Origin of the sequence: Kluyvera cryocrescens NBRC 102467 (assembly GCF_001571285.1) — a bacterium.
GTDB classification, from domain to species: Bacteria; Pseudomonadota; Gammaproteobacteria; order Enterobacterales; family Enterobacteriaceae; genus Kluyvera; species Kluyvera cryocrescens.
The window spans coordinates 148,328-161,122 of the sequence record NZ_BCTM01000004.1; the positions used below are offsets into that span (position 1 = coordinate 148,328).

Sequence of the window (12,795 nt, forward strand, 5' to 3'; positions counted from 1 at the left end):
TTATCTTTAAGGAGCAACAACATGGGATTTCCTTCCGTTTATCCGACCGGCGCGACTCTTTACGATCCAAAGCGCGCCTGGAGCGGTTACACCCTTTTTCAGGCCACCGAACACGGCGCGGTGTTGGTGGATATGAACGGCCAGGTGGTGCGTGAATGGCCGGAACTGCACGGTTTTCCGAATAAAATTCTGCCCGGTGGCGCCATCCTTGGCCACAGCGGCGAGCGCGATCCGCGCTACGGCATGCAGGATATGCTCGACCTCATCCAGGTCGATTGGGAAGGCAACGTCACCTGGTCATTCGACCGTTACGAGAAGGTGAGCGATCCGGGCAATGAAACGCGCTGGATGGCGCGAGCGCATCACGACTATCAGCGTGCGGGCAACCCGGTGGGCTACTATGCGCCGGGGCTGGAGCCGCAGGTGGAAGGGGGGAATACCTTGATTCTCGCCCACACCAACCTGGTGAACGAAGACATCTCTGACAAGCTGCTGCTCGATGACACCATTATTGAGGTCGACTGGCAGGGGAACGTGGTGTGGGAGTGGCGCTGCAGCGACCATTTCCACGAGCTGGGCTTTGACGATGCGGCGCGGACCGCGTTGTATAACAACCCCAATATGCGTGCCAGCGGTGGCGGGATGGGCGACTGGATGCACATCAACTCGATGTCGGCGCTGGGGCCGAATAAATGGTATGACGCGGGGGATGCGCGTTTCCATCCCGATAACATTATCTGGGATGCCCGCGAGTCTAATATTATCGCCATCATCGATAAACCCAGCGGCAAAATCGTCTGGCAGCTTGGCCCGGATTACAGCAAACCGGAGCTCAAGCACATCGGCTGGATTATCGGTCAGCACCACGCGCATATGATCCCGCAGGGGCTGCCGGGCGCGGGCAATATCCTGATTTTCGATAACGGCGGCTGGGCCGGATATGGCGCACCGAACCCGGCTTCAGCGGATGGGGTGAAAAACGCCTGGCGCGACTATTCGCGGATCCTCGAGATTAACCCGCTGACGCTGGACATTGAATGGCGCTACTCGCCTTACGAAGCGGATCTGCCGCAGCCGACCGACTCTTACCGTTTCTACAGCCCGTATATCAGCAATATGCAGCGTCTGGAAAACGGCAACACGCTGATTAACGAAGGCTCGAACGGGCGTATCTTTGAAGTCACGCATGACCACGAAATTGTCTGGGAATATATTTCGCCTTACTGGGGCAAGACCTTGAACAACAATATGGTCTATCGCGCCTATCGTATCCCTTACGCCTGGATCCCGCAGCTGGCGCTGCCGCAGGAGACGCCAATCGTACCGGTGGATGTACGCACGCTGCGCCAGCCGGGCGCGGCAGCCGGGACGGCACAAAGCGTGGTGCGCGTAGCGGGCGTGCAACCGTACAGTAAAAGCGCCGATGCGCTGTGCGTGGCGACCGACAACGATACCCTACGCCGCAGCCCTAAGCTGTTTCGCGTGGCGGAAAGTGCCTTTACGCCGGTAAGCTCAGCGGATGATTTGGTGAGTGAAAGCACGATATTGCTGTTTGTCGGTGCCGAGCGTTGCGTGCATTGCCGCAAGCTTTGGCAACTGCTGGCGCATGAGAAACTCGCGCGGCAGATTGCGCCGCTGGAAACCCGCTATCTGGATGCCGACCTGCATCAGGAACTGGCCACCCGCCTTGGCGTACGCGGGTTGCCGACGCTGCTGATCATCAAACAGGGGCAGCCAACCGACCGTGCCCCGGCACAGCTGTCGGTGGAAAACCTGCACCAGTGGCTGAACGGCGTCATTGGCTGATGAGAACTGCCCGGCCCTGGGAGAGAGACTCAGGGCTAGGCGGTGCGTTTTATGCCCGCCCAACGATAGCAGACTCAGTCTGCCGCAGATTGTCGATAATAAACTCAATAAATACCCGAATTCTGTGTGGCATATGCTGGGCCTGCGGGTAAACCAGATAGAAGGGGCGTGTTGCGCGATTCATTTCAGGCAATACTTCTTGTAACTCATTACGTTCCAGCGCGTCAGCGACGACAAAACGATATATCTGATAAATCCCAGCACCATGTTTCGCCAGCGAAACTCCCGCCAGATAATCCTCCGAACAGAGCAAATTGCCCTTCAGGGCTATTTCTTTGCGTTTTTCTCCGATGCGTACCAGCCATCCCGCCTGTCGCCCGCTGCCGGGCAGCACAAACTGAATACACTGATGCGATGAGAGACAGTCAAGGCTCTTCAGCGGCGGATGTTGTCGCAGATAGCCGGGAGAGGCCACCATCAGCAGTTCGGCATCTTCCAGTTTACGGGCAATCAGGCTGGAGTCGTCCAGTTCGTTGCCGCGGATAGCCAAATCGTAATCATCACGCGAGAAGTTGACGCAGCGGTTGCTGACGTGAAATTCCAGTTTAACCAGAGGGTATCTTTGCTGAAACAGGGGGATCAGGGGAAATAGCCGCCAGTGCGCGTAGGCGGCAGGCAAGCTGATACGCACGGTGCCGGAAGGGGCTTCCTGCTTTCCGGTTGCCTGTAGCTCTGCGTTGTGCAGTAAAGTCATCGCTGCGCGGCACTGTGCTGCATATTGCCGCCCGGCATCGGTCAGCCTGACCTGCCGGGTGGAGCGGATAAACAGCGGAATACCCAGACGCTCTTCCAGTCGCGAGATGGTTTTGCTGACGGCCGCAGGGGAAATGCCTGCGGCCTGGGCTGCAACGGTGAAGCTCTGGTGCTCTGCGGCAAGGCAAAACAGATCGATACTGCTGATCATGATGTCGTTCAAACGCTGCGTCATAGTTGTTCGGTGTCCTTAACGACGGGCGGGGCGTATGTCATGATATACGACGAGCGACGAGAGTCACACCTGGGGTGATGGCGACCCCGCTTTAAGGCGCAGCGCGGTGACGGTCTCGCCGCCCACGCCCCAGTTGTCGGTATTGATCTCATCGATGACCACATACGTCGTAGACCGTGGCTTATTCAACACCTGTTCAAGCAATAGCGTAGCCCCTTCAATCAACTGCTGTTTTTGCCATGCAGTGACCTTTTCATCGGTGATTTTAATATTGATGTAAGGCATATTTCCCCCGGATTACCACTTGCCCGCGGTTGAACCGCCGTCCACTGCCATAATGGTGCCGGTGACGAACTGCGAGTCGGCCAGATACATCACGGCATTGACGATATCCTGCACGTTACCAACCTGATGCGTCGGCGCCATGTTTTTTAGCGCTTCCAGAGTTTGCGGATCCTGCGAGTGCATTGGGGTCGCGATAATCCCGGGGGCAATGGCGTTGACCATGATCCCCGCATCGGCCAGTTCCAGCGCCAGACCTTTCACCGCATGATTAAGCCCACCTTTCACCATGACAGGGAGCAGGGCGGGAACATCGATATTAGGCTGCATGGCAATGGCTGCGGTAATCGCCATGATATGACCGCCGCCATGGGCGCGCATATGCTCTGCCGCCTTTTGAGCGGGGTAGAAAAATCCCTTCATATTGACGGCCAGCATGGTTTCGACATCGTGCTCGGTATAGTCGGCGACCGGTCTGGAAATGAATACCCCGGCGTTGTTGACCAGAATATCGACTTGTCCAAAACGCGCCTCGGCCTCGGTGAACAGGGTTTCTGCGGTGTCGGGCAGCGCAATATCACCGGCGACCAGCAGCAAATTTTCTGGTGAACCCCATTCTTCTGCCGCTTTCTCCAGATCCTGACGAGTACGGGCATTGGCCACCACGTTGTCACCCCGGCTCAGAAAGGCCTGAGCGATGGCAAACCCAATACCGCTTGAAGCGCCGGTGACGATGACAGATTTCGATTTCATGGTTGTTTCCTTCAGTGGTTATGACTTGAGGGAAACTATATGGCAGTGAGGAAGGGGAATGAACGACGCTGGGATTGTATCTATTGTTCCTTGAGGGAATAACTGGACGCTGCTGTGTGAAACGCGGTGGATTTCGCCACCGCGTTAATGCGGAAACTTATTCGGCTGCAGCCTGTGCGATATCGCTCTGTACCTGCTTACGCTGTTCTGGCGTCAGCACCTGGCTCAGATCAAAGTAGTACTTCACTTTGTAATAGCGGACCTGCTGGTCAACGTTACTGAATGCAGAAAGCTGTTTCTTAACGCCGCTCTCATCCCATTTACCGGACTGGATCATGTCGATGATCATCCCGTCTTTAACATCTTTCAGCGAGATACCTTTGACGTTTTTGACCATCTGATCGTGCAGGCTGTTGATTTTGGAAACCTGAGCATCGCTCAGCTTCAGGTGCTGAACAATCGGGTCTTGTGATGGTGCGGGAGTGGTGGTAGCAGCTTGAGATGCGAAGGTAGCGCCAGCCAGCGTGGCAACCAATAAAGCGGTGCGGGTAAATTTAAGCATTTTGATCATCCATAACGTTCAAGTAACAGGGGGAAACCCTACTTTTTTGCCGGGTTCATCATAGGTTGCTTGTCGTCGATGACGCTTGCTGATTATTGTTTCCGCTGGTAACGATGAGAAACAATCACATCGTGAAATCATACTTGGTTACTTACATTAGCCCTCTCTATTTCAGCAGTAAATCCATTGTTTTTGCAAATGCGAAATCGGTCGAAGCAATGGCGATTTTTGCGTATAAGTTACCGGTATTGGTGAGATTTTACCTTTAAATAACAATTACTTTGGCAATAACCTTTTTTGTTATAAGGAATAACGAATCGTTATTTGTTCCGCTCAGGACTGTGTGGGAGCGTAAAAAGACAATACAAAAACAGGGTATCGAGAAAATTATGGCAAAGACAAAACAGACTCTCACACAACTCGCACTGCTGGTGGGCCTGACGGCAACCGGGCTCGCCACATTCACCGCACAGGCAGACCAACTGGCGGATATCAAAGCCAAAGGCGTGGTAAAGGTTGCCACCTTTGACGCCAACCCGCCGTTTGGCTCCGTGGATGCCAAAACCCACGAGCTGGTGGGTTATGACGTGGATTTCGCCAAAGCGCTGGCGAAATCGCTGGGCGTGAAGCTAGAGCTGGTGGCGACCAACCCGGCAAACCGTATCCCGCTGTTACAGTCCGGCAAGGCGGACCTGATTGTTGCCGATATCACCATCACCCCGGAGCGCGCGCAGGTTATTGATTTCTCTACCCCGTACTTTGTGACCGGGCAGCAGTTCCTGGTGCCTGCCAGCGGCGGCGACAAACTGGATGATTTCAGCAAAGCGCGTATTGGCGCGGTGAAAGGCACCACCGGCGAGCAGACGCTGCACCAGCGTTTCCCGCAGGCGCGCGTGCTCTCCTATGACGATATTCCGCTGGCATTGACCGCGCTGCGCAACGGCAACGTGCAGGCCATCACTCAGGACAGCACTATCCTGGCCGGCCTGCTGGGCGAGGCGCCGGACAAAGCCAAATTCAAAATTCTGCCGGAATTGCTGAGCAAAGAAGAGATTGGCGTGGGTGTGAAAAAAGGCGAGCCGGCGCTGCTGAAAGCGGTAAACGACGAGCTGGTCGCGCTGGAAAAATCCGGTGAAGCGGCAAAAATCTATGATGTTTGGTTTGGCCCATCGACCAAAGCCCCGCAGCCACGTTCCTTTACCATAGAAGCAAAATAATATGTTGTCGGCTTTACTCTCTCATTCCGCGGCCAGGGCCGCGGATTTTTCACATCTGAACAACGCCAGCGTGGTGTTCCGTCAGGCCGTGAAAGAATATGGTCGTCATCGGGTGCTTAACGGCATCGATTTGACGATTAATCCCGGCGAAGTGGTGGCGATCCTCGGGCCTTCCGGCTCGGGGAAATCGACGTTGATTCGTCTTATCAATCAGCTGGAAACCCTGAGCGGCGGCGAAATTCTCGTCGATGATAAGCCAACCCGGCAACTGAACGGGAAAGCGCTGCGCCAGCTGCGCAGCCGTATTGGTTTCGTCTTCCAGCAATTTAACCTGTATGCCCACCTGACGGCGGCGCAGAACATCACGCTGGCGCTGGAGTCGGTTCACGGCTGGAAGCGCGACAGGGCGCAAACGCGGGCGCGGGAACTGCTCGACCGCGTGGGGCTAGCGGAAAAAGCGGACGCTATGCCGTCCCAGTTGTCCGGTGGCCAGCAGCAGCGCGTGGCGATTGCTCGGGCTCTGGCCTCCTCGCCGCAAATCATTCTCTTTGACGAGCCAACCTCGGCGCTGGATCCGGAGATGATCGGCGAAGTATTGCAGGTGATGAAATCGCTGGCTCACAGCGGGATCACCATGATCGTGGTAACGCATGAAATGCAGTTTGCCCGTGAAATTGCGGATCGAGTGGTGTTTATCGACGGTGGCGATGTGCTAGAAGTGGCGTCACCCGCCGAGTTCTTTGCCCGTCCGCAGCATCCACGCGCGGTCCGTTTTCTGCAGAAGGTGCTTGACCCGCTGCATCAGGATCGGAGCGAGTGATGATGCATTTTGACTGGCAGGGGGTGCTCAGCGGGCAGCCTCTGCAATGGATTCTATCCGGTTTTCTGACCACGCTATGGGTGACGCTGGCCGGCGTGGTGCTGGCCAGCGTGCTGGCAATGCTATTTCTGCTGCTGCGTCTGGCCGGTGGCCGTCTGGGGCAGGGGATCACCGCCTGCTGGGTGTCGATATTTCGTAATACTCCGCTGCTGGTGCAACTGCTGTTCTGGTACTTTGCCGCATGGAATTTTCTGCCACAGGGGCTGCGTGATTTTGTCAACGACCCGCACGACTGGTCAATTCTTCCGGGCAACGTGTGGTGGCTGACGCCGGAGTTTCTGTGCTCGGCGTGGGGGCTGGGGGTGTTTACCTCAGCATTCCTGGTCGAAGAGGTGGCCGCCGGGCTGCAGAGCGTGCCAAACGGCCAACGTGAGGCCGCGCTGGCGCAGGGGTTTTCTACCGCGGGACTACTGCGCCACGTATTGCTGCCGCAGGGGTTGGCAAACGCCTGGCAACCGGTGGTGGGACAATATCTCAACCTGATGAAACTCTCTTCTCTTGCCAGCGGCATCGGTTTTGCCGAGCTGACCTACCAGGTGCGGCAGATTGAGAGTTACAACGCCCACGCGCTGGAGGCGTTTGCGGTGGGCACCGTGCTGTATCTGTTCACCGGGGTGGCGCTGGGACTGCTGCTGACTCGCCTGGGGCCTAAGCCGGTCGGCCAGCCAAAACGGGTGAGCGAAGCGGCGGGTGTACAAGGAGGTATGCAGCATGAACGCTAATCTGGCAGTTATTTACGACAACCTTGACTACCTGCTGTGGGGACGGCTGGCGGCGGGCGAACCCGGCGGCGTGGCGCTAACGCTGATGATGGCGATCGGGGCTGGCGCACTGGCGCTGCCGTTAGGGATTTTGTTAGCCTGCGTGGCGTGGCGGTTTCCTGGCACCGTGCGGCGTTTGCTGTATCTGTGGGCGGAAATTATTCGCGGTATTCCGCTGATATTTGTCATCTTCTGGCTATGGTATTTGCTACCGATGCTGACCGGTAGCGACATGCCGGGTGCGGTCACGGTGACGCTGGCTTTAGCCTGGTTTACCGCGGCTATGGTGATGCACTCGGTGCTGGCTGGTTTGCAAGCCTTGCCGAAGGGGCAATTTGAAGCCGCTTTAACTCAGGGGTTCAGCGCCGGGCAGAGCCTGCGCTTAATTTTGCTGCCGCAGACGCTTCGCAACGTGCTGCCGTCGCTGGTGGGGATTTTCATTGGGCTTTTGAAGGATACGTCGCTGGCGTTTATTGTGAACGTACCGGAGTTAACCACCGTGGCGGGGCAGGTGAATAACCGGGTGCAGATCTATCCGACGGCCATCTTTATCTTTATCGGCGTGGTTTATTACCTGCTGTGCTTTGGGCTGGAGCGGGTGGCAAAACGTTGGCAGCGGCGAGTGGCGGCGTAGCTGCGCGTGAGGCATAAAAAACGCCGACGCCGGAATTTCCGGGCGTCGGCGCATTGGGCGCTATGGATCAAACGTTTTTGCGTTCAATGGTTTGCTCACCCCAGAACAGTGCGTCTTTATCCGTTTTGCTGAAGGCCAGCTCAAGAACCGCATCGCTGCCTTCTTCCCAGATTTGTTCCGCGACTTTCTCATCGTATTTTGCCAGCTCGAAAATCGCTTCGGCGATTTCCGGTGAGGTGTTGCGTAAGCTGGCCCATTCACCTACACGATGTGCTTTGCCTTCTTGTGTGGGCATATTTTGCTCCCTAACTTATTTGCTTTTCATTTTGACGGCCAGTCCCGCCACGTATTCGCCCTGATAGCGAGCGATCGCCAGTTCTTCAGGGCTTGGCTGACGTGAACCGTCCGCGCCGGCAATGGTCGTTGCGCCGTAAGGCGTACCGCCACGAACCTGTGAAATATCAAACAGTTCTTGCGCTGCGTAACCGATAGGAACAATCACCATCCCGTGGTGCGCAAGGGTTGTCCAGGTGGAGGTAATGGTTTGTTCCTGACCGCCGCCGGTCCCGGTTGAACTAAACACGCTGGCCAGTTTGCCGTACAGCGCACCGGACGCCCACAGGCCACCGGTTTGATCGAGGAAGGTCCGCATCTGTCCGGCCATGTTGCCGAAACGGGTAGGCGTACCAAAGATAATCGCGTCGTAATTTGCCAGTTCCTGCGGGGTCGCGACGGGAACGGCTTGCGCTTTGCCGCCAGCTTTCGCAAAGGCTTCAGCTTGCATGGTTTCTGGTACACGCTTGATGACAACATCTACGCCATCGACCTTGTTCGCGCCCTCGGCAACGGCTTTTGCCATCGTCTCAATGTGTCCATACATCGAATAATAGAGCACCAGAACACTTGCATTTCCACTCATCTTAACTCTCCTGTGTCAAATTGGTTGGTAACGTAACAAGCCCTAATAAGCATAGTCGCAATTAGGGGGAGTGCTGCATCGAGCCAGCAATAAATCGGTGAAAAGGGAACGGTTTGCACATGAAATAGACGATATGTGCAGCATTTGAGCGAAGCAGACTCCGCTTTTAAGTGAAAATAATCGGGATATTGATAATTCCCGTAAATAGTACCGAACGATAACTATTTATTTGATTGATTGTTATCAACAATCAAGGGCGATGATTACGCGAGAATCGGTCTGAATGCAGGACAATAACGAAGGCAGGTGAATGAGCAAATTGATGGTAGCGGCAGTGATGGCGGGTGCAAGTCTGGCGATAAGTTCTTCCATGCCGGTACAGGCGGTTGCACAGTATGCACAGATAGCAAAGCAACGTGTTTATCAGGGTTTTGATGTAACGGTCACGCGCCTTGGCGACCGGGTGACGGTGAATGGTGAGAGGGCAACTAAGCAGGAGTCCAATGTCGATGCTGATGTGTTTATCCACGGCCCGTATCGCATCGTTTTTCACCAGCGCACGGGCAAAGTTAGGCTAATGAAAGAGGGGCAATATCTGGGCATCCTGAAATGAGTCCCTCTGATTGTCCCTGACGCATAATGACACATTTTTTTATCCCCAGTTTCCTGCGCCATAATAATCGATTATGGCGGCAGCCTTGTCTGTCGGACTAAAACCCGGCGGTAAATATGACAAAGTATGACTAACTCCCATCGCGCGACGCGGTGACGACTAACCTTAAAGGTACCTGCGCAACCGTGCGGGCGATTACGCTTTTCATCTACGTAATGCACTGTATCGTTCTCTCAACCGGAGGTCAGTAATGGCAAACCATCGTGGCGGTTCAGGCAATTTTGCCGAAGACCGTGAAAGAGCATCAGAAGCAGGTCGTAAGGGGGGCCAGCATAGCGGGGGGAACTTTAAAAACGATCCTCAACGCGCCTCAGAAGCGGGCAAAAAAGGAGGAAAGAATAGCCATGGCAGTCATCGCGGTAGCTAGCGATGAATGAAAGGTTAGCGTTTCTCCACGCCGCCGGTTAATACCGGCGGTTTCTTTTTTGCCCCGCAGACCGCAAAATAGGTATTGATGCCGTAAATAAAAAGGAGAGGGCGCATGGCTCAGGATGCAGTAAAGAAGAGTGGCAAACGTTCGCAGGCGGTGAACGCAAAGAAACAGGCCATTCTTACCGCCGCGCTGAATACCTTTTCACAGTATGGGATCCACGGTACGCGCCTCGAGCAGGTGGCTGAACAGGCCGGGGTATCCAAAACCAATCTGCTGTACTATTTCCCGTCTAAAGAGGCGCTTTACGTCGCCGTGATGCAGCAAATTCTCGATATCTGGCTGGCGCCGCTGAAGGCATTCCGCGAGGATTTAGCGCCGCTGGTGGCAATCAAAGAGTATATCCGTCTGAAGCTCGAAGTTTCCCGCGATTATCCGCAGGCATCAAAGCTGTTCTGCCTGGAAATGCTGCAGGGTGCGCCGCTGGTAATGGATGAACTGACCGGGGATTTGAAAACGCTGGTCGCGGATAAATCAGCAATTATTGCCGCGTGGGTTAACGCCGGAAAGCTTGCCCCCATCGACCCGCATCATCTGATATTTATGATCTGGGCCACCACGCAACACTATGCGGATTTCGCCACCCAGGTGGAGGCCGTGACCGGTAAAACGCTGCGCGATGAAGCCTTCTTCCAGCAAACCGTCGAAAACGTCCAGCGGATCATCATCGACGGAATTCGCGTGCGCTAGTTTGCCGGCGGCAGCGGGCAGCTCAAATCGCCTTCTTCACACTGTAATAAAGAAGCCAGATACGCTTCGCGCTCCTCGGTTTTATCGGCCAGACACTGACTGTGGATCATCGGTTGGATGCTGCCGCCTTCGGTGGCTGAGCTGATAAACGCACAGTCGGCGTCGCGCAGGCTAATCCATGCGGTTTGCGCTTTCTTCAGCAATTCACGCTGGGCTGGCTGGGCGCGTTTTAGCACGTCCTGCCAGGTCTGATTCAGCTTTTTATCGGCAGCCTGATACTGGTTCGCCGCACAGGCGTTGATATCGGCCTGAGTGCTGTCGTTAGCGCAATCGTCCGCCAGCGCGTAACTGCTTGCCAGCAGCAGGGCAAGAGCCGGTAATGCACGTTTCATTGATTTACTCCCCAAAGATGTTCAGTCAAACCCGATAGGCTCAGGATATAACACGATTTTACCGCGGAATCTCCTCCAACCACCGTTCGTTTTTCTGAATTTGAATGCTAGCGCGACGTTCGGATAGACGTCTCCGGTGTCGAAGGTTGATTATCCCCTGTTGGATGCGGGCGTTGGGTGAATAAAGGGAGATTATTATTAATGTCAGGCGCGGAGATTCCGGTCAAGTTAGGGCTATATACCCTGGCCTGGCCGATATTTGTAGAACAATTGCTGCGGTTGATGTTGGGCTACGTCAGCGTGTTTATGCTGGGACATTATTCGGATGAAGCCGTGGCTGCTACTGGTGTCGCCAACCAGGTTTTAGCGATCTCGGTTATCTTCTACGGTTTTCTCACCGTCGGCGTGCAGATTGTGGTGGCGCAGCTGCTTGGCGCAAAACGCTTCAAGCGGGTGGAGCGGGTCATTACCAACGGATTGGTGGTCGCATTCTTCCTCGGCGTGGCGATGAGCCTAATTTTTATCCTTCTCGGCGACACTTTCCTGCGCTGGCTCGGTTTGAGCGAGGCGCTGGTCACCGTGGGATCGCCGTTTATCCGCATCATTGGCGGTATTTCGGTGGTGATCGCCCTTTATTCTTCCATTCTACCTATTCTTCGTACCCACGGTTTCGTACGCCAGGCGATGGTGGTGCCGATTACGGTCAGCGTGATTAACGTCGTTCTCAACTACCAGTTTCTGTACGGCAAGCTGAGCTATCTCGGGCTTGGTGTCACCGGCGTGGGGATTTCTGTCTGTATTGCGAACGTGGCGGGGATGCTTATCTCGGCGTGGATGTTGCGAAAATATATTGGCTACACGTTTCGCTGGCAAAAACTGCGGCAGTGTTCACGCAAAATGCTGGGGGCGATTTTACGCTATGGGCTGCCGTCGGCGGGAGAAAACCTCTCTTACGCCGGGTCACAGCTGGTGGTGACCGTCATTATCGCCCTGCTGGGGACAGAAGCGCTCACCACTAAAGTTTACGCCTCGACGATCAGCCAGTTTGTGGCGCTGTTTGCCATCTCCATCGGTCAGGCTTCGCAGATTATTATTGGCAGGGCGGTGGGGGCGCGGGAAATTGATGCCGCCTATCAGCAGGGGATCAGAAGCTGGCGTTTGGGGCTGATGGTGGCGTTGACGATAAGCGTCGCTATTTACCTGTGCGCTGTGCCAATTATGCAACTGTTTACCGCCAATCAGGATGTTATCGCCCTTACCAAACGGCTGTTTATGTTCTCTATCTTGCTGGAACTAGGGCGGGCGACCAATATCATTGTCATCAGCAGCCTGAATGCTACCGGCGACGTTCGCTTTCCTTTTATCTGCGGCATTATCGTGATGTGGATTGTTAGCCTGCCGTTTTCATGGCTGCTGGGGCTACATTTGGGGATAGGGCTGGTCGGGGTGTGGCTGGCCTATATTATTGATGAGGGGCTGCGGGCAATGCTGATGTATCGGCGTTGGCGTAGCCGGGTGTGGACTACCAAGTCGATGTTTTAACAACAACCTGCAGATGCCGTAATGCCAGTTGGTTAAGTGATATTTCGTTCAGCTTTCCAGCCGGTTGCGCTCCTGATTTATCTCTCGCCCTATAATCTGAATGGCGCAAGGAGCGCGCAGGGGGCGGACAATTGCCTCCGCCCCCTGCACCCCCGCGCTCTGGCGGCAGAATCGCCGCTGCGCGGTTCCCTCAGCTTATGCCTTGCGGCTTTCGGGTCGGGCGCGAGGTAACATCCCTGTAAAACCGCGCCCTCAGCCCACATCCC

General features: G+C 55.2%; 16 protein-coding genes. 9 read left to right on the top strand and 7 right to left on the bottom strand.

The window, feature by feature from the left end; all coding sequences use genetic code 11:
* Positions 1 to 21: 21 nt before the first annotated feature.
* A complete protein-coding gene (locus KCR01S_RS04070) occupies positions 22 to 1,806 on the top strand; it encodes an aryl-sulfate sulfotransferase (protein ID WP_061279976.1) in 1,785 nt (594 codons plus the stop codon).
* 49 nt (positions 1,807 to 1,855) lie between these two features.
* Here the strand turns inward: KCR01S_RS04070 and KCR01S_RS04075 are convergent, their stop codons facing one another.
* The 4 genes from KCR01S_RS04075 to KCR01S_RS04090 form a co-directional block, all read right to left on the bottom strand.
* The gene (locus tag KCR01S_RS04075; RefSeq protein ID WP_061279977.1) at positions 1,856 to 2,794 is read right to left on the bottom strand and encodes a LysR family transcriptional regulator; all 939 of its coding nucleotides are present in this window, start codon (positions 2,792 to 2,794) and stop codon (positions 1,856 to 1,858) included.
* 63 nt (positions 2,795 to 2,857) lie between these two features.
* Complete coding sequence (locus tag KCR01S_RS04080; protein ID WP_061279979.1) at positions 2,858 to 3,079, bottom strand: 2-hydroxymuconate tautomerase family protein; 222 nt, start codon at positions 3,077 to 3,079, stop codon at positions 2,858 to 2,860.
* Positions 3,080 to 3,091: 12 nt separating this feature from the next.
* Positions 3,092 to 3,829 carry an SDR family NAD(P)-dependent oxidoreductase gene (locus KCR01S_RS04085; RefSeq protein WP_061279983.1) on the bottom strand — a complete coding sequence of 246 codons (738 nt, stop codon included), beginning with the start codon at positions 3,827 to 3,829 and terminating at the stop codon, positions 3,092 to 3,094.
* Positions 3,830 to 3,986: 157 nt separating this feature from the next.
* Positions 3,987 to 4,391 (bottom strand): Spy/CpxP family protein refolding chaperone, encoded by a 405-nt coding sequence (locus KCR01S_RS04090; protein WP_061280029.1) that lies wholly within the window; start codon positions 4,389 to 4,391, stop codon positions 3,987 to 3,989.
* 389 nt (positions 4,392 to 4,780) lie between these two features.
* Here KCR01S_RS04090 and KCR01S_RS04095 point away from each other — a divergent pair, with 389 nt between their 5' ends.
* From KCR01S_RS04095 to KCR01S_RS04110, 4 genes are read left to right on the top strand one after another with little or no spacing between them, the layout of a single operon-like run.
* On the top strand, positions 4,781 to 5,608 hold the full coding sequence (locus KCR01S_RS04095; protein ID WP_061280031.1) for an ABC transporter substrate-binding protein: 828 nt from the start codon (positions 4,781 to 4,783) through the stop codon (positions 5,606 to 5,608).
* Position 5,609: 1 nt separating this feature from the next.
* Positions 5,610 to 6,428: an amino acid ABC transporter ATP-binding protein gene (locus tag KCR01S_RS04100; RefSeq protein WP_061279986.1), complete on the top strand. Its 819-nt coding sequence runs from the start codon at positions 5,610 to 5,612 to the stop codon at positions 6,426 to 6,428.
* The gene (locus tag KCR01S_RS04105) at positions 6,428 to 7,210 is read left to right on the top strand and encodes an amino acid ABC transporter permease (RefSeq protein ID WP_061279988.1); all 783 of its coding nucleotides are present in this window, start codon (positions 6,428 to 6,430) and stop codon (positions 7,208 to 7,210) included. The genes KCR01S_RS04100 and KCR01S_RS04105 overlap by 1 nt, the downstream gene beginning before the upstream one ends.
* Positions 7,200 to 7,883: an amino acid ABC transporter permease gene (locus KCR01S_RS04110; protein ID WP_061279991.1), complete on the top strand. Its 684-nt coding sequence runs from the start codon at positions 7,200 to 7,202 to the stop codon at positions 7,881 to 7,883. The genes KCR01S_RS04105 and KCR01S_RS04110 overlap by 11 nt, the downstream gene beginning before the upstream one ends.
* Positions 7,884 to 7,950: 67 nt before the next feature.
* Here the strand turns inward: KCR01S_RS04110 and KCR01S_RS04115 are convergent, their stop codons facing one another.
* Positions 7,951 to 8,178 (bottom strand): YccJ family protein, encoded by a 228-nt coding sequence (locus tag KCR01S_RS04115; protein WP_061279993.1) that lies wholly within the window; start codon positions 8,176 to 8,178, stop codon positions 7,951 to 7,953.
* A 15-nt stretch (positions 8,179 to 8,193) separates the two neighbouring features.
* The gene (wrbA, locus tag KCR01S_RS04120; protein ID WP_061279995.1) at positions 8,194 to 8,802 is read right to left on the bottom strand and encodes an NAD(P)H:quinone oxidoreductase; all 609 of its coding nucleotides are present in this window, start codon (positions 8,800 to 8,802) and stop codon (positions 8,194 to 8,196) included.
* 310 nt (positions 8,803 to 9,112) lie between these two features.
* On the opposite strand from wrbA, the gene KCR01S_RS04125 reads away from it, so the two are divergent.
* The 3 genes from KCR01S_RS04125 to rutR all read left to right on the top strand — a co-directional run bounded on the left by KCR01S_RS04125 (position 9,113) and on the right by rutR (position 10,595).
* Positions 9,113 to 9,415, top strand: coding sequence for a hypothetical protein (locus KCR01S_RS04125; protein ID WP_061279997.1), 303 nt, complete (start codon positions 9,113 to 9,115; stop codon positions 9,413 to 9,415).
* 250 nt (positions 9,416 to 9,665) lie between these two features.
* A complete protein-coding gene (locus KCR01S_RS23870; RefSeq protein ID WP_035896676.1) occupies positions 9,666 to 9,842 on the top strand; it encodes a con-10 family general stress protein in 177 nt (58 codons plus the stop codon).
* Positions 9,843 to 9,956: 114 nt separating this feature from the next.
* Positions 9,957 to 10,595, top strand: a complete 639-nt coding sequence (gene rutR / locus KCR01S_RS04130; protein ID WP_061279999.1) for an HTH-type transcriptional regulator RutR — start codon at positions 9,957 to 9,959, stop codon at positions 10,593 to 10,595.
* Here the strand turns inward: rutR and KCR01S_RS04135 are convergent.
* On the bottom strand, positions 10,592 to 10,987 hold the full coding sequence (locus KCR01S_RS04135; protein WP_061280000.1) for a lysozyme inhibitor LprI family protein: 396 nt from the start codon (positions 10,985 to 10,987) through the stop codon (positions 10,592 to 10,594). The two genes, rutR and KCR01S_RS04135, sit on opposite strands and share 4 nt — an antisense overlap.
* A 201-nt stretch (positions 10,988 to 11,188) precedes the next feature.
* On the opposite strand from KCR01S_RS04135, the gene KCR01S_RS04140 reads away from it, so the two are divergent.
* Positions 11,189 to 12,529, top strand: coding sequence for an MATE family efflux transporter (locus KCR01S_RS04140; RefSeq protein ID WP_061280002.1), 1,341 nt, complete (start codon positions 11,189 to 11,191; stop codon positions 12,527 to 12,529).
* Positions 12,530 to 12,795 lie beyond the last annotated feature (266 nt).

Bases quoted from the DNA above. Each gene is read 5' to 3' on its own strand.
- KCR01S_RS04070 (WP_061279976.1), top strand. From the start codon at position 22: ATGGGATTTCCTTCCGTTTATCCGACCGGCGCGACTCTTTACGATCCA.
- KCR01S_RS04075 (WP_061279977.1), bottom strand. From the start codon at position 2,794: ATGACGCAGCGTTTGAACGACATCATGATCAGCAGTATCGATCTGTTT.
- KCR01S_RS04080 (WP_061279979.1), bottom strand. From the start codon at position 3,079: ATGCCTTACATCAATATTAAAATCACCGATGAAAAGGTCACTGCATGG.
- KCR01S_RS04085 (WP_061279983.1), bottom strand. From the start codon at position 3,829: ATGAAATCGAAATCTGTCATCGTCACCGGCGCTTCAAGCGGTATTGGG.
- KCR01S_RS04090 (WP_061280029.1), bottom strand. From the start codon at position 4,391: ATGCTTAAATTTACCCGCACCGCTTTATTGGTTGCCACGCTGGCTGGC.
- KCR01S_RS04095 (WP_061280031.1), top strand. From the start codon at position 4,781: ATGGCAAAGACAAAACAGACTCTCACACAACTCGCACTGCTGGTGGGC.
- KCR01S_RS04100 (WP_061279986.1), top strand. From the start codon at position 5,610: ATGTTGTCGGCTTTACTCTCTCATTCCGCGGCCAGGGCCGCGGATTTT.
- KCR01S_RS04105 (WP_061279988.1), top strand. From the start codon at position 6,428: ATGATGCATTTTGACTGGCAGGGGGTGCTCAGCGGGCAGCCTCTGCAA.
- KCR01S_RS04110 (WP_061279991.1), top strand. From the start codon at position 7,200: ATGAACGCTAATCTGGCAGTTATTTACGACAACCTTGACTACCTGCTG.
- KCR01S_RS04115 (WP_061279993.1), bottom strand. From the start codon at position 8,178: ATGCCCACACAAGAAGGCAAAGCACATCGTGTAGGTGAATGGGCCAGC.
- wrbA (WP_061279995.1), bottom strand. From the start codon at position 8,802: ATGAGTGGAAATGCAAGTGTTCTGGTGCTCTATTATTCGATGTATGGA.
- KCR01S_RS04125 (WP_061279997.1), top strand. From the start codon at position 9,113: ATGAGCAAATTGATGGTAGCGGCAGTGATGGCGGGTGCAAGTCTGGCG.
- KCR01S_RS23870 (WP_035896676.1), top strand. From the start codon at position 9,666: ATGGCAAACCATCGTGGCGGTTCAGGCAATTTTGCCGAAGACCGTGAA.
- rutR (WP_061279999.1), top strand. From the start codon at position 9,957: ATGGCTCAGGATGCAGTAAAGAAGAGTGGCAAACGTTCGCAGGCGGTG.
- KCR01S_RS04135 (WP_061280000.1), bottom strand. From the start codon at position 10,987: ATGAAACGTGCATTACCGGCTCTTGCCCTGCTGCTGGCAAGCAGTTAC.
- KCR01S_RS04140 (WP_061280002.1), top strand. From the start codon at position 11,189: ATGTCAGGCGCGGAGATTCCGGTCAAGTTAGGGCTATATACCCTGGCC.